The sequence below is a fragment of the Actinoplanes siamensis genome (genome assembly GCF_016862395.1).
Lineage (GTDB): Bacteria > Actinomycetota > Actinomycetes > Mycobacteriales > Micromonosporaceae > Actinoplanes > Actinoplanes siamensis.
The window spans coordinates 1-17,732 of sequence record NZ_BOMW01000039.1 but is presented as its reverse complement, the minus strand read 5'-3'; the positions used below and the strand labels follow the sequence as shown (position 1 = coordinate 17,732).

Below are 17,732 nucleotides of genomic sequence, written 5' to 3'. Positions count from 1 at the left end.
AGGAGGTTAGCCGTTACTGAGATGATCTTTAAAAGAACCTCAAGCGGCGGTCCTCTTCCGACGGTCGTGACGCATAGTGGACGCCCGAGAGCCACTCCGGAAGGGGATCATCGCCTTGGCCAGCGTAGACCCACTACACCCTCGTATCGTAGCGGTCACCGATTGTGATTTCTCCTCGTCGGATCGCCCCTTGCGCCCGGCGTTGCGCCGCCGGCGCCTCCCGGTCCGCCCGCCACGTTCGTCCCGCCGCGACGGCTGACTCGCCCACCCTGTTCGCCCGGCGGTTCCGGCGCGGCGGCCGGCCCCGGGCCGGGCGGTCCCAGGCGCTGGGCCGTGCTGGTAGGTGTACCGCACGACCCGCGCCCCGGCCCTCCGCGCACAGCCGGTTCACCAGCGGCTTCACGGTCACTCCGGTGGACGGTCCCGCGGCGGTCGGTCCGAACGACCGGGCCTGCCGGGCGGTCGGCCCGTCCGGCGCTCCACCGTGGGCGCCGGCAACCCGCCCGCCGACGCGGCCGGCAGCCGGTCCCGCTCCCGCGGATCGAGCTGCCCCTGCCCGGGTGCGGCAACCCACGGGTGGAGATTTAATGCGTTGCCGGCCCCGCCCGGCGGCTCGTAGGTTCTTCCCCAGCACCTCCCCGGTGCGCAGGTGGACGGTTACTTCAGAGTTCGATTCTCTCGCCCGTCGTGTGCGGGCGTCGCCCGGACGGCGGGCAAACCCGGCCGCCGCTTCGATCTCGGGGAGGCGTCGTCAGCGGGGTGCCCGGTGCGCAGGCCTCGGTTACTTCCGCTGATGACGGGGTGGTTGCGGGTTCGAGTCCCGTCGGTGGCCAGGGCCGCCGTAGCTCAATGGGCAGAGCGCCTTATGTACCGATGTCGATTTCGATCTCGGGCATCCCGCTGACGACGCCGTACCCGAAAAATCCCGGATTGATGGGAAGGAGCCGCCATGAGCAAGTTCAACGTTCTTCGAACCAGGACCCGAGGACCGATCACCGCCGAGGCGACCCCTTCCGGCCGCACCCACGGCGGCGGCGCCGGCTACGCGCACGACACCAAGAGCGAGCTGTTCCTGCTGGCCGTGGCGAACTTCGTCGGCGAGAAGACGTTCTACGAGGGCGCCGAGGGCCGGGACCAGCGGTTCGCCGCGCTGGTGCGGAAGGTGGCCGTCGACGATCCGGAGTGGACGACGCGCTTCCTGGGCTGGCTGCGCACCGACGCGAACCTGCGCTCCGCCTCGCTGGCCGGCGCGCTGGAGGCGGCCAAGGCGATGCGTGACGCCGGCACGGCCGGCGGTCGCGCGGTGGTCCGGGCCGTTCTGCAGCGCGCCGACGAGCCCGGGGAGGCTCTTGCTTATTGGATCTCGACGTACGGCCGCAGCCTCCCGAAGCCGGTCAAGCGCGGCATCGCCGACGCGGCCACGCGGCTCTACACCGAGCGTGCCCTGCTGAAGTACGACACGGCCGCGCACGCCGTCCGCTTCGGCGACGTCCTGGACCTCACCCACCCCGCCCCGGCGGCCGGCAAGCCCTGGCAGGGCGCCCTCTTCCAGCACGCCCTGGACCGCCGTCACGGCCGCGGGGCCACCCCGCCGGCCGCGCTGCGCATGCTGGCCGCCAACGCCGCTCTGCGCGACCGGGCGGCCGGGGACCCGGGCGCGTTGCTCGATCCGGAGGCGCTCGACCGGGCCGGGATGACCTGGGAGGACGCGCTCTCGTTGGCCGGCCCGGAGGTCGACCGGGCCCGGCTGTGGACGGCCCTGATCCCGTCGATGGGGTACATGGCGATACTGCGCAACCTGCGCAACTTCGACGAGGCGGGGGTCGGTGACGACGTCGCCGGCCGGGTCTGCGCGCGGCTGGCCGACCCGGCCGAGGTGGCCCGCTCGCGGCAGTTCCCGTACCGGTTCCTCGCCGCCTACGAGCAGGCTCCGTCGCCGCGCTGGGGCGCCGCCCTGGACAAGGCGTTGCAGCTGTCGCTCGGCAACCTGCCGGCGCTGCCCGGGCGGTCACTGATCCTCGTCGACACGTCGGCGTCGATGTCGTCCGGCGGCTTCTCCCGGAGGTCGGCGATGAGCCCGGTGAAGGCGGCCGCGGTCTTCGGCGTCGCGCTGGCCGCCCGCGGCGAGCGGGTCGACCTGCACGGCTTCGCCGACGGCGTGTTCCGGCACGAGGTGCGCCCGGGCGCCTCGGTGATCCGTGAGGTGGACCGGTTCGTGCGGCGGGTCGGCGAGGTCGGGCACGGCACCCGGATCGCCGAGTCGGTGCGGGCCACGCTGCGCGGCCACGACCGGGTGGTGATCATCTCGGACATGCAGACGTTCGCCCCGCACGACGGTGGCGACGTGACGGCTGTGGTGCCGGCCCGCACCCCGCTGTACGGGTTCAACCTGGGCGGGTACCGGAGGACCGCGTTCGACGCGGGCCGGCCGGGCCGGGTGGAGTTCGGCGGGCTCACCGACGCGACGTTTCGGATGATTCCGCTGCTCGAGGGCGGACAACGGGCTGGCTGGCCGTTCTGACCGTTCTGTCCCTTCGGATGCCGGTATTGTCAGTAGTCGATTCCGGCATTCGGGGGAGGAACCATGACACAGGAAATCGTCGACCTGGGCGACCCGGCGTTCCAGGCCGACCCGCACCCGTCGTACGCGGACTGGCGCAGCTGCGGCCCGGTCCGCCGGGCCAAACTGCCCAGCGGGACGCACGCCTGGGTGATCACCCGTTACGAGGACGCCCGCCGCGCGCTCACCGACCCGCGACTGTCGAAGACCTCCACCCCGATGTCCGGCCAGTCCGAGGGCGGGTCCCGCACGGCCGGCGCCGCCCCGATCTCTCCGGCCGCCAGCGCCGCGATCTCCCGGCACATGCTCGCCTACGACCCGCCGGACCACACCCGCCTGCGCCGCCTGGTCTCGGCCGCGTTCACCGCCCGCCGGATCGAGGCGCTGCGCCCGCGGATCGAGCAGATCGCCGCCGAGCTGCTGGACGCGGTGCGGGGCCAGGAGCGGGCCGACCTGATCGACGCGTTCGCCTTCCCGCTGCCCATCCAGGTCATCTGTGAGCTGCTCGGGGTCCCGGCCGAGGACCGCGACGACTTCCGCGATTGGTCGAACGCGGTGGTCGCCGGCTCGCAGGCCGGGCCGCGGCTGGCCCCGGCGATCGAGGCGATGGTGGCGTACATCCGCACCCTGCTCGCCGAGCGCCGCCGCAGCCCCGGCGAGGATCTGCTGTCCGGGCTGATCCAGGTGCGCGACGCGGAGGACCGGCTGACCGAGGACGAGCTCTCCTCAATGGTCTTCCTGCTGCTCATCGCCGGCCACGAGACCACCGTCAACCTGATCGGCAACGGCACTTACCTGCTGCTGCGCGACCGCGCCGAGTGGGAGCGGCTGCGCGCCGACCGCGAGCTGCTGCCCAGCGCCATCGAGGAGTTCCTGCGGTACGAGGGGCCGGTCGAGACCGCCACCTTCCGGATCGCCGCCGAGGAGCTGGAGATCGGCGGGGTGACCATCCCGGCCGGCGAGCCCGTGGTGGTCTCGCTGCTCTCCGCGAACCGGGATTCCGACCGGTTCCCGGACGCCGACCTGCTGCGCCTGGACCGGTTGCAGAGCCCCGGCCACCTCGCCTTCGGGCATGGCATCCACTACTGCCTGGGCGCCCCGCTGGCCCGGCTGGAAGCCCAGGTCGCGTTCACCGCGCTGCTCGACCGGCAGCCGGGCCTGCGGCTCGCCGTCCCGGCCGCGGAGCTGCGCTGGCGTCCCGGCCTGCTGCTGCGTGGTCTGGAGGAATTGCCGGTCCTGCTGTGAAGACGGCATGATGTCGGCCGTGCCCGAGATGCAAGATCCACGACCGTCGTCGCCGCACTGGCCGACGACCGTCCTGCCCACCGTGCCGGCCCAGCCCGACGACAAGTACCGCAGGGCCGGCCGCCGCCGCGTGATCGTGCTCGGTTCGGCCGGCGCCTTCCTGGCGCTCTCCATCGGGTACTGGGCACTCTCCGGCTCGGACGACGACCCGGCCCCGGCGGCCGCTCCCGCCGCCCCGGCCCAGGTGCTGCGGACGCAGAGCATCGAGCCGCTGGCCGAGTCGACCACCGGGCCGACCGGCGAGCCGCCGGCCGGCAAGCCCACCACCCGGCCGGTGGCCACGCGGACGGTCCCGCCCGGGGCGGTGCTGACCCGGATGCAGCGCGAGATCGGCGTGCTGGTGCGCAAGCGGGAGCTGGACCGGGGCGACGGCACGTCGCTGGTGAAGCGGCTCCGCAAGGTCTCCGAGTCGCTGCGCGGAAACGACCAGGAGGCGGCCGCCCGGCGTCTCGAGGACTTCGCTGAGAAACTGGTCGACCTGCACGACGACGGCGACATCAGCGACGCCGGGTTCAACGCGCTGGCCGGCCAGGCGACGCAGCTGGCCGGCCGGCTGCCTACCGGGTGAGCCGTCCGATCGCGGCCTCCACCCCGGCCATCCGGTCGGCGACCAGGGCCACCGCGCCGGCCGCCCGGACCATCGGATCCGCCCCGGTCCCACCGAGCGCCTGCTCGCGCAGGAACCCGGCCTTCACCTCGGCCCACCGCCGGGCCCGGACCGGGTCGAGACGCCCGCGGATCTCGGCCAGCTTGAGCAGGTTGGCCTCGGCGCCGCCGGTGAGCGTCTGCGCCTCGCCCAGGTAGTGGTCGTCGAGCACCTGCTCCAGCTCGTCGTCGTTCATCGCCGGCACGATCCGCTCGGCCAGCTTGTTCATGTTCCGGTAGGACCCCTGGAGCTGGAACGGCGGCTCGGTGCGGCTCGCGTCGGCCTGCGCGGCCGAGGCGATGTACGCCTGGTTGACCCGCAGCACCACCCGCTGCACCCGGCTCATCTTCCGCAGCACGGCCAGGATCTGGTCCAGCTCGGCGGCCGAGTACGGGTACGACAACCGGTCCGCCCGGGCGCTCTCGTCGCCCTCGGCCAGCCGCAGCAGCAGCGGCAGGTCGGCGGAGTCGCGCGCGGCCAGTGGCGCCAGCACGGTGTTCGCGGTGAGCGCGTTCTCCAGATAGGAGAGCGCGAACAGATCCTCCCGGCCGGCCAGCACGTCGCCCAGATTCCACACGTCGGCCCGGTTGGCGAGCATGTCCGGCACCCGGAAACGGCGCCCGCTCCCGGTGTACGGGTTGCCCGCCATGCAGACCGCGAATCGTTTGCCCCGCAGGTCGTACGTCCGGGTCCGGCCGTTCCAGACGCCCTCCATCCGGCGCTGCCCGTCGCACAGCGAGATGAACCTCTGCAGCAGCTCGGGGTTGGTGTGCTGGATGTCGTCGAGGTAGAGCAGCACGTTGTTGCCCATCTCGCACGCCATCGAGATCTTCTCCACCTCCTGCCGCGCGGTGGCGTCCGGCGCGTCGGCCGGGTCCAGCGAGGTCACCCCGTGTCCCAGCGCCGGCCCGTTGACCTTGACGAAGACCAGGCCGAGCCGGTCGGCGACGTACTCCATCAGGGTCGTCTTGCCGTAACCCGGTGGGGAGATCAGCAGCAGCAGGCCGGAGCGGTCGGTCCGCTTGTCGTCGCCGGCCGCGCCCAGCTGGCGGGCCAGGTTGTCGCCGATCAGCGGCAGGTAGACGTCGTCGAGCAGCCGGTTGCGGACGAACGTGGTCATCACCCGCGGCTTGAACTCGTCCAGCCGCAGCCGGTCCCGCTCGGCGGCGGCCAGGGCGGCCCGCTCCTTCTGGTACTCCCGGTACGCGGGCATCCGCTTCTCCCGGAAGTGCCGGGCCTTCGACAGCAGCGCGTCCAACGAGACCACCAACTGCCCGTCCTTGACCCGGGGATGCACGCCGAGCAGCCCGGACACCGTCTCGCGGGTGGCGGCGGCCACGTCGTAGCGGGTCAGCTCGGTCCCGGTCACCTCGATCCCGACCGCTTCCAGCATGTCGGACAGGTCGCCGGCGGTCGGCTTGGCCTGGCGGAACGCGTCGAGCCAGGCGTGCACGAGCTGTTGCCGGGCCTCCGGCTCGCCGGCGAGGGCGCGCAGGTCGTCGGCGTACTGCCGGGCCGCGGGCCCCTGCGCCCCGCCCAGCTCCCGGTGGAAGCGGTCCAGGAAGGCCCGGGCCCCGGCGCTGGTGGCGAAGCCGGCCGGGGTGGCCAGCTCCTCGACGAGGTATTCGCCGATCTCGGGGTCGGCGGACGGCCCGGCCGCGGCGGTCAGTTCGGCGCACAGCTCCGGCAGCGCGGAGCCGGCCGAGCCGAACATGGCGCGGGCCCGGACCAGTGACGCCGCCCGCAGCTGCCACGAGCGGCGCTGTTCGGCGGTGGCCCGGTAGGCCCAGAACAACTGCGCGGCCACCCGGACCCGGGGCTGGTAGCGCAGCAGGCCGGCGGCGGCGTGCAGGCGCAGCAGCGCGTCCAGGATCACCGTGGCGTCCGCGTCGTGCACGCCCCGCTCGTACCCCTCGTCGTATCTCTGCTCGGCGGCCCGCCGCACCAGCTCCCGCAGCGTCCCGTCCACCTGCGCGGCGGCCGCGGCCGACGGATCCGCGGCGAGGACCGCCGCGGCGAGATGCTCCGCCCGGTACAGGTGCCGGTACTCGGAGATCAGCGGCTGGTCCCAGAACGGCCGGGTCTGCTGGAAGTCCGGGTCGGTGACCGGCGCGCGGTAGTCGGTGCCGGTGATCGCGTACGCCAGCCCGCCGTCGTGCGGCACCAGCGTCAGGTCGATCGGCTGCTCGTTGACCGCGAACGTGTGCCGGCCCAGCCGGATCCCGCCGTCGTCGAACAGGTCGAGCCGGTCCCGCAGCGCCCGCCCGGCCTCCTGCCGCGCCGCCTTGAGCTGCCCGTCCAGCTCCTCGGCACGGACCGGGTCGCCGGCCGCGCGCAACTGGCCGGCGACCGAGCGGACCTTGGCCACCATCGGATCGGTGGCGAAGTACGTGTTCACCTCGTCCGGATCGCCCAGCGTGGTGATCCGCCGGCGCACCGCGTCCAGGATCCGGCGGGCCGAGCCGGCGAGCCGGTCGGCGCGGCGGGCCCGCTCGTCGAGCAGCGACTGGCGGCGGCCGGCGATCGCCTCGTACACCTCGGCGCGCCTGGCGGCCAGCCGCTCGCCGAAGTCGTCGACGTCGCCGAACCGCGCCTCCAGCGTCTCGACCTGCGCCATCAGCCGGGCCAGGTGCTCGTCGCAGCGTTCCGGGGTGTCCGCGGCGGCCAGCGCGGCCGACACCGACTGGCCGAACAGCGCGAACTCGGCGGCGAACGCGGCGCGGCCCTCGACCGCGGCCAGCTCCCGCCGCCGCGCGTCCAGAGTGGCCCGAGCCCGGTTGAGACCGCCGAGCACCGTGCCGATGCGCTCCAGGATGGACACCCGCACGGTCGCGTCGGCGATCTCCAGACCGCCGACCACCTCGGTGACCACCCGCAGGCCGTCGGACTGCTCGGAGATCCGCTCGGCGACCGGGTCCGCCCCGGCCACCGTGCCGATGCCGGCGGCCCGCGCGGCCAGTTCCTCGACGCCGGTCTGGTAGTCGGCGAACGCGTCCGGGCGGCGCAGGAACTCCACCGCGCGCCTGGCGGTCTCGTCGGTCGCGGTGACCAGCGACGCGGCGATCTCGTCGAGCCGGGCGACGTCCGCGTACCGCATCTCCCGCAGCCCGGCCAGCTTGCCGCGCTCGCGCCGCAGCTCGGCGAGGCGGCTCACCCACCCGCCGGTGCTCGCCGGCGCCTCCGTCCCGGCCCGCCGGACCAGCGACTGCGCGGACGACTCGGCCTCGGCCAGCGCCTCGGCGGCCTGCCGGGTCAGCGCCTGCACCGAGGCGAACTCGTCGAGCACCTGCTTGGCCGCGGCCCGTACCTCGGACAGCGGCTCGGCCAGGTTCTCCAGCTCCGGGTCAGCCAGCCAGTGATAGGTGTCGAAGGCTCTGGTGCAGGCCGCGATGATCGCCTCGAAGACCGGTCCGGCGGCGGACATCTCGTCGACCATCCGGGTCACCGACAGCGCGTCGGCGATGCCCCGGACCAGCTCGGCGTTGCCGATCCGGTCGAGCGGACCGGTTCCGGGCGGCTGGGCTGCGGCGTGGGCGTCCGAGACGTACGGCGTCTGCCACACCTGCACCGGATGCACCCGGGCCGGCTCGTCGTCCGGGCTGCGCAGCACCACCAGCGTGCCGTCGTCGAAGACGGCGTAGCCGTGCCCGGTGATCGGCGTCGCCACCTCCTTGCGGATCACGTTGTACGGCAGCAGCAGGTACCGCCCCGACTCCGCGTCGTGGAAGACGTGCAGCACGTCCTCGCCGTTCACCGACCGGACCACCCGCTCGAACGCCAGCCCGCTGGTGTCCTGGTCGAACGTCTTCGCCGCCCCGGTGGCCAGGTAGTACCCGCCGGGGAAGATGACGCCCTGCTCCTCCGGCAGCCGCCGGCACGCCTGCCCGATGCCGTCCAGGCGCCGGACGTCCCGGGTGCGGGTGTTGAACACCAGGTGGCGGTGCACGGTCTCCTGGTACGGCAGGACCCGCAGCAGGATCAGGGGCCCGACCCGGGCGTACGAGATCTCGGCGTCCGCCAGGCTCTGCAGCGGCTCGTCGACGGGCTCGGAGTAGACGCCCTCGCCGTCCTCGGTGTTGTTCTCCACCTTGACCGTCAGCGTGCCGCCGACCGCCTCGACGAACACCTCGTCCTCGATCGAGACGTGCGGGTGCCGGCCGAGCACGTGCTGCTCGCGGGTGGTAGGCGTCCAGGTGAAGTCGTGGGTGGGCGGGAGCACGTGGTCCTTCTCGCCCCGCGCGTCCTGGTACGTCACCGTCTGGTCCGGGCCGACCCGCCAGCGCAGCACCCTCAGGTCGTCGGCCCGCGCCCCGGTCTGGAAGACCGCCAGCAGCAGCCCCTCGACCCGGCGCAGCTGCCGCAGCCGCGTCTGTCGGTAATACCGGTACAGCTCGGCGAAGTCCCGCCGGAACTCCGGGTCGTCCAGCAACCCGGGCTGCTGGACCGGCTGGAACTGCCGGTCCAGCACGGTGAACACGTCCTCCACCGAGGTCTCGGCCTTCATCCCGAGGAACGTGTTGGCGCCGAAGAGCAGCGCCTCCCCGGCCGGCGCCACGTCGGCGGGCACGCAGTTGTTGCCGGTGCGGATCCGCTCGGCGCCCAGCAGCCGGGTCTGCTGGGCGCCGAAGACCCCGATCCGGCGCCCGTTCAGGGTCTCGGCCCGCTCGGCCAGCTCACGGGACGTGGCGCCGAGCCGGGCCCGGAGCACCTCGTAGGTGCCGGCGTCGATGTTCGGCCCGGTCACTCAGGCTGGTCCTTCTTGAGCTGGTTCGCCACCGCCGCGGCCACGCTCAGGTTGGCCACGTCCGCGGTCGACACCGCGCCCACCACCTTCCGCAGGTCCTCGGCGAGGTCGCCGTCGCCGTCGAGGTACCGCGCGCCGACGCCCCGCACCACCGCGCTGTGCTCGACGAACCCGTCGATGCTCTTGCCCAGCGTGATCGAGCCGACCAGCTTGTCGAAGAAGACCGAGTCACCGCCGACGATGTCGATGTCCGCCTTCTCCAGGCCGGCCGCGACCACCATGGCCTGCGCCTCGGCGATCTCCTTGTGCACGTTGATGCCGGCCAGCCGGATCTCCTTCTCCATCTCCAGCCGCAGGCGGTACTCCTCGTGCGCCCGGGTGACCTCGTCGAGCGTGGCCATCGCGGCGGCCTTCTGCTCCAGGCCCTCGGCCTCGCCCTTCAGCTTCTCCTTGATCGACTCGGCGGCTACCAGCGCCTTCTGCCGCTCGACGGAGGCCTCGGCCAGTCCGGTCCTCTCGATCACCTCGGCCTCGGCGCGCCCGGTCTTCTCGATCACCTCGGCGTTGCGTTCGCGGACCTGGACGTCGGCCAGGCCGGCCGCGGCCGCCTCGGCCTGCTGGCCCTCGGCCAGCCGGATCTTGGCGCGGGCGTCCAGCTCGGCTGCCTGCTGCCGGGCCTCGGCCAGCAACAGCTGCTCGCGGGCCTTGAACTTGGCCGCGGCCTCGGCCGCCTCGGCCGCCTTGATGTCCTTGACGAGGGCCTCCTGCGCCTCGGCCTCGGCCTGGATGACCACCGCCTGGCGGGTCCGTTCGGCCTCCTCGACGGTGCGCAGGCGCTTGATGTTCTCCTCCTGCTCGGCGACCGTCCTCTCGACCGCGATGCGCTCCCGGATCACCTCGGCCATCGACCGCTTCTCGGTCTCGACCTCCTTGTCCTTGGCGATCGTGGACAGCTCGGTCTCCCGCTCGCGGCCGATCACCTCGAGCATCCGGTCCTTCTCGATGCGCTCCGTCTCGATCGCGATGACCCGCTCCCGGTTCTTCTCGGCGACCGCGATCTCCCGGTTCTTGTTCTCCGCCTGCACGCCCAGCTGCTGCTCGGTGCGCAGCCGCGCGGCCTCGGCGCGCAGCGACTCCTCGGCCCGGGCCAGCGCGATCTCGGCCTCCTCGCGGGCCCGGATGGTCTCGATCTCCCGGCGCTGCTTGATCTCCGCGTCCGCCTTGCGGCGTTCCAGCTCCAGGATCGTCTCCCGGGCGTCCACGTCCTGCCGGGTGATCTCCTTCTCCTCGTTGCGCCGGAAGTCGTTGGTGCGCACCGCCTCGATCGCGGTCAGCTCGGTGATCTTCCGGATGCCCTGGGCGTCCAGGATGTTCTTCGGGTCCAGCGAGCTCACCGGGGTCTGTTCGAGGAAGTCGATGGCCGCGTCCTCCAGGCTGTACCCGTTCAGATCGGTGCCGATCACCTCGATGATCTGGTCCCGGAAGTCGTTGCGCTTGGTGTAGAGGTCGACGAAGTCGAGCTGCTTGCCGACGGTCTTCAGCGCCTCCGAGAACTTCGCGTTGAACAGCTCCTGCAGCGTCGCCTCGTTGCTGGCCCGGCTGGTGCCGATGGCCTGGGCCACCTTGATCACGTCTTCGGTGGTCTTGTTGACCCGGACGAAGAACGTGATCCGGATGTCGGCGCGGATGTTGTCCCGGCAGATCAGGCCCTCCCGGCCGGTACGGGAGATCTCGATGGTCTTCACCGAGATGTCCATCACCTCGGCCTTGTGCAGAACGGGAAGCACCACCGCGCCGGTGAACGTCACGTCGACGCGGCGCACCTTGGAGACGATCAGCGCCTTTCCCTGTTCCACTTTCCGGAACATCCGGCTGAGGAAGAAGAGCACGCCGATGGCGATGAGTACGACGACGGCGACAAGCACACCGAATCCGGTGGAGACAACGTCCATCAAAGGCCTTTCCTGGCGATGTCGGCGGGGACGACCCAGAAGAACTCGCCTTCGGAGTCGACGTCGTAGATGAGGGCCACGGTGCCGGCGGTCAGGGCGTCCTCGCCGGCCTGACGGACCTGGACGATCGCCGAGGAGCCGTCCGGCGCGTGCACCTCGGCCTGGCCGAAGGTCCCGGTCACCCGCCCGGTGCGGATCACGCAGGTCAGGCCCACGAAGTCGGCGCGCGAGGCATCCGCCCCGGTGGGCAGCAGCCGGCTCAGCGGGATCGCGATCAGGCGGGTGAGGACCGCCGCGGCGAGCAGAGCGGCGAGCGGGACCGCCCAGAGCGGGAACCCGGCGTGCCACTGGCTGCCGGCCAGGGTGCCGAACCAGGCGAGCGCCACCAGCAGCGAGACGAAGACCGGCGCCGGCACGCCGAGCGGCGCGCCGTGCCCGTCACCGGCCTCCGGATCGGCGCCCCCGGCGATCACCACGATCCAGTAGCCGACGACGAGAACCAGCAGAGGAGTCAGGAGAACTGTCGGGAAGCTCAGCGCGGCCTCGACGAATCCATTCCCCATGAGCCGACCGTCCCCCGAAAGTTCCTGCGTAGCGGTCCACAGGGTGACAGGCCACGTCAAACGCTGCTGTCCCCGGATCGGGAATCCCTGGATGAGGACGTCCTTCATCCGGGGGCGGAAACGCGACAGACTTGATCCATGGATCGGGAACAACTAGCCCATTTCCTCCGGACCCGGCGCGAGGCGCTGCAACCCGAGGACGTCGGGCTGCCACGCGGGCCGCGCCGCCGCACCGGCGGGCTGCGACGGGAGGAGGTCGCGGCGCTGGCCGGCATGTCGGCCGACTACTACGGCCGGATCGAGCAGCAGCGTGGCCCGCTGCCGTCCGACCAGATGCTCGCCGCGCTGGCCCGGGCCATGCATTTGAGCCTGGCGGAGCGGGACCACCTGTTCCAGTTGGGCGGGCATCCGGCTCCGCGGCGGTCGCTGCGCGACGACCACATCAGCCCGGGGATGATGCGGATCCTCGACCGGCTCGGCGACACCCCGGCCATGATCCTGTCGCGGTACGGCGAGACGCTGCGCCAGACCGCCATGGCGGTAGCCCTGTTCGGCGACGAGACCCGGTACACCGGGCTGGCCCGGTCGACGGTCTACCGCTGGTTCACCGACCCGGAGAGCCGCCGCGTCTACCCCGAGCGGGACTATCCGAAGCACGCCCGCTACTTCACCTCGAACCTGCGTCGGGTCTACGCGGCCGATCCGCGGGGGCGGGCCGCCGAGATCGTGAACGCGCTGCTCGCGGTCAGCCGCGAGTTCGCCGCGATCTGGGACGAGCACGAGGTCGGGCTCACCCACGTCGACCGCAAGACCCTGGTCCACCCGCAGCTCGGCGAGCTCGAACTGTGGTGCCAGAACCTCCACGACCCCGAGCAGGAACAGGTCCTGCTCGTCTTCACCGCGGCGCCCGGTTCGCCGAGCTACGAGAAGCTCCAGCTGCTCGCCGCGGTCAGCTAGCACCCCCGCCCACGACGTCGAAAGGCAACACCATGTCCAGAATCGCTCTGATCACCGGTGGCAACCGCGGACTCGGCCGGGCCACCGCCCTGGCCCTGATCGACGCCGGGGTGCGGGTCGTCTACACCCACCGTGGCGACCCCGGCGAGAAGATCGACGCGATCCCGCTGGAGCTCACCGTGGGCGCGATCGGGTCGTACGACCAATTCGTCGTCGATTTGCAGCGGACGCTGCGTGACCACTTCGGCCGGGAGGACTTCGACTTCCTGGTCAACAACGCAGGCGTCGGCGTGCACGCCTCGATCGCCGGCACCACCGTCGAGGTCTTCGACCAACTGCTCGACGTGCATTTCCGCGGCATGTTCTTCCTGACCCAGAAGCTGCTCCCGCTGATCGCCGACGGCGGCCGGATCGTCAACCTCTCCACCGGCCTGGCCCGCTTCACCACCGAGGGCTACGCCGCGTACGCCTCGATGAAGGGCGCCGTCGAGGTCTTCACCCGGTACCTGGCCAAGGAGGTCGCGCCGCGCGGCATCACCGCCAACGTGGTCGCGCCCGGAGCCACCGCCACCGACTTCGCCGGTGGCCACCTGCGCGACGACGAGCAGCTCCGGGCCGGTCTGGCGCAGGTGATCGCGATGGGCCGGGTCGGCGAGCCGGAGGAGATCGCCGGGGTGGTCGCCGCCATGCTCGGCGACGGCACCCGCTGGATCACCGGCCAGCGGATCGAGGCGTCCGGCGGCATGTTCCTCTAGACGAGGCCGAGGTCCTTCAGGCGGTTGATCTCGCTGCCCTGCTCGACCGCCGTCTCATTGGCCATTTCGGACATCCGCTGATCGGTGCCGCCGCGCAGCAGATCACCGGCCATCTGCTGCGCGCCGCGGTGGTGGGCGATCATCATGGTCACGAACCGGCGGTCGAAGTCGCCGCCGGTGCTCGCGGCCAGCTCGCCCATCGCCTCCGCGGACTGCATCCCGGGCATCCCGGCGTGATCGTGGCCGGGATCGTTCTCCGGCTTGCCGCGGTCGCGCAGCCAGGACCGCAGCACGTCGATCTCGGGCCGCTGCGCGGCGCCGATCCGGCCGGCCAGGCCGCGCACCTCGGCGCTGCCGGCCCGGGTCCCGGCCAGCCCGGCCATTTCGACGGCCTGCGCGTGGTGCGCGATCATCATTTGCGCGTACGCCACGTCTATCGAGTTGTAGGTCGATCCGTCGGGGGCGCGCACCTGATCGGAGTCCGACACCGCGGCGGACTCCCCGGGCCGTCCCGGCAGTACCACGCGCACCGGCGGCGGACCGGGCGGCGGGTGCTCCGGCGACTCCGGCGACGGGGCCAGCCCGTAGAACAGGGCCGTGGCGATCAACGCCGCGCCGGTGATGCCCATCCAGGCCTGACGATTCATGTATCTTCCTCCGGCGGCTATCGTAGCCAAAGTCATCGATGTTGCCGGCGGCACGTCCACGTTTACATGTGGTCCCGCCGGTGACTCGCAGCCGGAAGGAGCTCCATGAAGCACCTGGCCTCACGAGGGCTGGCCGCTACCGCGATCATGCTGAGTCTGGTGATCGCCGCGCCGGCCCAGGCCGGCACCACCGCGATCCCCGCGGTCGACGAGATCGTCAGCAGCCCGAACATCACACAGGTCGGCCACCTGGACAAGACCGGCCCGTTCGCCGCCGAGAACTCCTACAACACCGACTGGGCCTTCCGCGGGACATACGCGTTCGGCGGCAACTACAACGGCTTCACCGTCTACGACATCAGCAATCCGCGCGCCCCGAAGATCGCCACCCAGGTGGTCTGCCCGGGTTCGCAGAACGACATGTCGATCTACGGTGACCTGCTCTTCCTCGCCACCGACTCGCAGCGCACCGACGACTCCTGCAACTCGACCTCGGTGCCGGGCACCGCGCCGGCCGAGACGCCGCGCTGGGAGGGCATCAAGGTCTTCGACGTGAGCGACCCGCTGAACCCGCGGTACGTCGCCGCGGTCAAGACCGACTGCGGCTCGCACACCGAGACCCTGGTGCCGGGCAAGGGCCGGGACAAGTCGGTCTACCTGTACGTCTCGTCGTACAACCTGTCGGGCGCGAGCGTGCCGAACTGCGCGCTGCCGCACGACAAGATCTCGATCGTCAAGGTGCCGCTGAAGAGCCCGGCCGCCGCGGCAGTGGTGGCCACGCCGGTGCTGTTCCCGGACGGCGGCTTCGGCGGTGACGAGGACAGCTCGGCGACCACCGGCTGCCACGACATCACGGCGTACCCGCAGAAGGACATCGCGGCCGGCGCCTGCATGGGCGACGGCGCGCTGTTCGACATCTCCGACCCGGTGGCGCCCAAGGTGATCACCACGGCCCGGGACACCACGAACTTCGCGTTCTGGCACTCCGCCACCTTCAACAACGCCGGTACCAAGGTCGTCTTCACCGACGAGCTGGGCGGCGGGGCCGGCGCCACCTGCAACCCGACGGTCGGCCCGGACCGCGGCGCCGACGCCGTCTACGACATCGTCGGCAAGGGCCGGCACGCCAAGCTGCAGTTCCGCAGCTACTTCAAGATCCCGCGGGAGAACGCGGCCACCGAGAACTGCGTGGCGCACAACGGCTCGCTGATCCCGGTTCCCGGGCGGGACATCATGGTGCAGGCCTGGTACCAGGGCGGCATCTCGGTCTGGGACTTCACCGACTCGCGCAAGCCGGTGGAGATCGGCTACTGGGAGCGCGGGCCGTTCAACGCCGAGCGCCTGGTCCTCGGCGGCTCCTGGTCGGCGTACTGGTACAACGGCTACATCTACTCCAGCGACATCCAGAAGGGCCTGGACGTCCTGAAGGTGGACGACCGCCGCATCCGGGGCGCCGACTGGTTCCGCACCGGGCAGTTCAACGCGCAGACCCAGGAGAACTTCTACACCTGGTGACCGCCTCAGGTGAGGCCGGCTGGCGGGCCGGCCTCACGCCACCAGCGCACCGTCTCCAGCACGGTGAGGTGCTCAGCGGTGGCCCCGAAGCCGTGACGGATCGTGTTCGGACGCGGGTGCGGCGATCCGGCGGCCAGATCCGTCCGGTGGTTTCCGCCATCGATGTGAACCGCCCTCGGGGCGGTCAGGGCACGGGCGCTTTGCGGCGGTGCTTGCGCCGGTACATCGCGGCGTCGGCCTCGCGCAGCAGCCGGTCGCCGGCGCCGGCCCGCCCGGAGGCCACGCCGACGCTGGCGCCCACGGTCAGCCATCGGTCGCCGATCATCATGGGTTCGGCGAGCACCGTGCCGATCCGGTCGGCCAGCTTCGCCGCGGCCTGCTCCTCGACGCCGGGCAGCAGCACCGCGAACTCGTCCCCGCCCAGCCGGGCGGCCACCTCGCCGCTGCCGAGCAGCCCACCCAGCCGCTCGGCGACCATCACCAGAACCTGGTCACCGGTGTGGTGCCCGAACCGGTCGTTGATCATCTTGAATCCGTCCAAATCGATCAGCAGCATGCTCACCGCGGCCCGGTCCGGGGCGTCCGCCGCCCCGTCGATCCGGCGCTGCAGCAGCACCCGGTTGGCCAGCCCGGTCAGCGCGTCGTGGGTGGCCTGCCGCTCCAGCTCGTCGTGCAGCGCACGGGTCTCGCTGGCGTCCCGGGCGTTCAGCACCACGCCTCGCACGTCCGGGTTGTGATACAGGTCGGTGCTGATCACATCCAGCCATCGGTATGTCCCGTCGGCGTGCCGCCACCGCATCTGGTTGGCCGTGTTCAGCCCGGGACCGGCCGCCGGCCGGCCGTCCGACCCCGCCAGGTCGGAGGGGTCCATCCGGTCGCACAGCGACGTGCCGATCAGCTCGTCCGGCTCGATGCCGAGGATTCGCCGTGCGGCCGGGCTGGCGTACCGCACGGTCCCGTCGCGCTCGACCACCACGGTCAGGTCGGAGGTGTTCTGCACCAGCGCGCGGAACCACTCCCGTTGCTGGTTCACCTCGGTGACCAGACGCTCGTTGTCGCGCAACGCGGAGAGCTGGCGAGCCAGCACCAGGACCGTGATCACCACGGCGCCGATCGCCACCCCCCAGGTCCGCGCGTCCGGCTCGCCGTTGCGGAGCGCGTTCACCAGCAGCAGCTGGGTGGCGATCACCGCGACGTACGGCAGGCGGCTCGGCCGCTGCGCCCCGGGCCGGGCGTGCTCCGGGCCGGCCGGCGCGGCCAGCACCAGCTGCAGCCGCAGCGTGCACGCCAGGATCACGCACGGGACGAGCTGCACCAGGTACATCACGCCGGCCGGCGGATCGGCGTCGGTAAGCATGCCGGCGACGGTCACGCCGAGGGCGGTGCCGGCCAGCCCCAGAAAGCCCAGCATCCCGCCGAGCCGGGAGAACGGGGCAGTGCCGCTGAAGACCAGCTTGAGCAAGCCGAACGCCATCAGCAGCATCACCACGACAGTCGCCGCGGCGCCCCACCGGTCCACCGCCTGCGGGCCGCTCAGCTCCGGGGCGAGCAGGAAGTACCAGAGGAAGACCGCGACGCCGGTGAGCACGGTCGCGGCGTCCAGCCACAGCCGCAGCCGCTGCCGGCCCTCGCCGCCGAGCGGGTGCCGCAGGGTGGCCACCACGATGATGCCCATGCCGGTCACCACGAAGCCGGTCTGCACGACGCTGATCTGGGAACCGGCTCCGGCGTACGCCAGAACCGTCTGGAATCCGTCGCCGATGGCGCAGCTGCCGCAGGCGACGAGCACCGCCCGCCAGAAGCGGCGCCCGGCCGCCGGGACGTCCGGATGGGCGGCCAGCGCCCTCGCGAGATAGACGTCCAGCACGTCGATGGCGGTCTGCACGGTCCAGGACACCCGGTCCCCGCCCAGCCCGCTGAGGAAGAGCGGGAAGAGTGACAATCCGCCCAGGACGAGGGCGATCAGCACGAAATCGGCGCTGCCGCCGCGTCTGCGCATGGTCGCTCCCGTCGTGGGACGTCACTTGGTCCGCGGATTCCCATCGGTCCGCCGCGGCCGGACGTGAGCGAACCGTGACCTCCACCTGC

11 protein-coding genes are annotated in these 17,732 nt (G+C 71.9%); 6 read left to right on the top strand and 5 right to left on the bottom strand.

Translation table 11 applies throughout. The features are described from left to right. The first annotated feature begins 949 nt into the window (after nt 1-949). From Asi03nite_RS21100 to Asi03nite_RS21090, 3 genes are all read left to right on the top strand, one after another. Complete coding sequence (locus Asi03nite_RS21100) at nt 950-2,521, top strand: TROVE domain-containing protein (RefSeq protein ID WP_203682153.1); 1,572 nt, start codon at nt 950-952, stop codon at nt 2,519-2,521. A 63-nt stretch (nt 2,522-2,584) separates the two neighbouring features. After that, nucleotides 2,585-3,805, top strand: coding sequence for a cytochrome P450 family protein (locus tag Asi03nite_RS21095; protein WP_203682152.1), 1,221 nt, complete (start codon nt 2,585-2,587; stop codon nt 3,803-3,805). A 28-nt stretch (nt 3,806-3,833) separates the two neighbouring features. Beyond that, entirely contained in the window at nt 3,834-4,433 is a 600-nt protein-coding gene (locus Asi03nite_RS21090) for an FIMAH domain-containing protein (RefSeq protein WP_373872147.1), read from the top strand. Here Asi03nite_RS21090 and Asi03nite_RS21085 read toward each other — a convergent pair. The 3 genes from Asi03nite_RS21085 to Asi03nite_RS21075 are packed head-to-tail and all read right to left on the bottom strand — an operon-like array spanning nt 4,423 to nt 11,770. Further along, nucleotides 4,423-9,255, bottom strand: coding sequence for a DNA repair ATPase (locus tag Asi03nite_RS21085; RefSeq protein WP_203682150.1), 4,833 nt, complete (start codon nt 9,253-9,255; stop codon nt 4,423-4,425). The two genes, Asi03nite_RS21090 and Asi03nite_RS21085, sit on opposite strands and share 11 nt — an antisense overlap. Then, complete coding sequence (locus Asi03nite_RS21080) at nt 9,252-11,207, bottom strand: flotillin family protein (RefSeq protein WP_203682149.1); 1,956 nt, start codon at nt 11,205-11,207, stop codon at nt 9,252-9,254. The genes Asi03nite_RS21085 and Asi03nite_RS21080 overlap by 4 nt, the downstream gene beginning before the upstream one ends. Next, nucleotides 11,207-11,770 carry a hypothetical protein gene (locus Asi03nite_RS21075; RefSeq protein ID WP_203682148.1) on the bottom strand — a complete coding sequence of 188 codons (564 nt, stop codon included), beginning with the start codon at nt 11,768-11,770 and terminating at the stop codon, nt 11,207-11,209. The genes Asi03nite_RS21080 and Asi03nite_RS21075 overlap by 1 nt, the downstream gene beginning before the upstream one ends. A 138-nt stretch (nt 11,771-11,908) precedes the next feature. On the opposite strand from Asi03nite_RS21075, the gene Asi03nite_RS21070 reads away from it, so the two are divergent. Together Asi03nite_RS21070 and Asi03nite_RS21065 are read left to right on the top strand one after the other, a co-directional pair. Continuing rightward, nucleotides 11,909-12,727: a helix-turn-helix transcriptional regulator gene (locus Asi03nite_RS21070; RefSeq protein WP_203682147.1), complete on the top strand. Its 819-nt coding sequence runs from the start codon at nt 11,909-11,911 to the stop codon at nt 12,725-12,727. A 32-nt stretch (nt 12,728-12,759) separates the two neighbouring features. After that, on the top strand, nt 12,760-13,482 hold the full coding sequence (locus Asi03nite_RS21065) for an SDR family NAD(P)-dependent oxidoreductase (protein ID WP_203682146.1): 723 nt from the start codon (nt 12,760-12,762) through the stop codon (nt 13,480-13,482). On the opposite strand, the gene Asi03nite_RS21060 is transcribed toward Asi03nite_RS21065, so the two are convergent. Next, nucleotides 13,479-14,129 carry a DUF305 domain-containing protein gene (locus Asi03nite_RS21060; RefSeq protein WP_203682145.1) on the bottom strand — a complete coding sequence of 217 codons (651 nt, stop codon included), beginning with the start codon at nt 14,127-14,129 and terminating at the stop codon, nt 13,479-13,481. The genes Asi03nite_RS21065 and Asi03nite_RS21060 overlap by 4 nt on opposite strands. A 105-nt stretch (nt 14,130-14,234) precedes the next feature. Here Asi03nite_RS21060 and Asi03nite_RS21055 point away from each other — a divergent pair, with 105 nt between their 5' ends. Next, the gene (locus Asi03nite_RS21055; protein WP_203682144.1) at nt 14,235-15,644 is read left to right on the top strand and encodes an LVIVD repeat-containing protein; all 1,410 of its coding nucleotides are present in this window, start codon (nt 14,235-14,237) and stop codon (nt 15,642-15,644) included. Nucleotides 15,645-15,828: 184 nt separating this feature from the next. Here the strand turns inward: Asi03nite_RS21055 and Asi03nite_RS21050 are convergent, their stop codons facing one another. Next, a complete protein-coding gene (locus tag Asi03nite_RS21050) occupies nt 15,829-17,643 on the bottom strand; it encodes a diguanylate cyclase domain-containing protein (protein WP_203682143.1) in 1,815 nt (604 codons plus the stop codon). Nucleotides 17,644-17,732 lie beyond the last annotated feature (89 nt).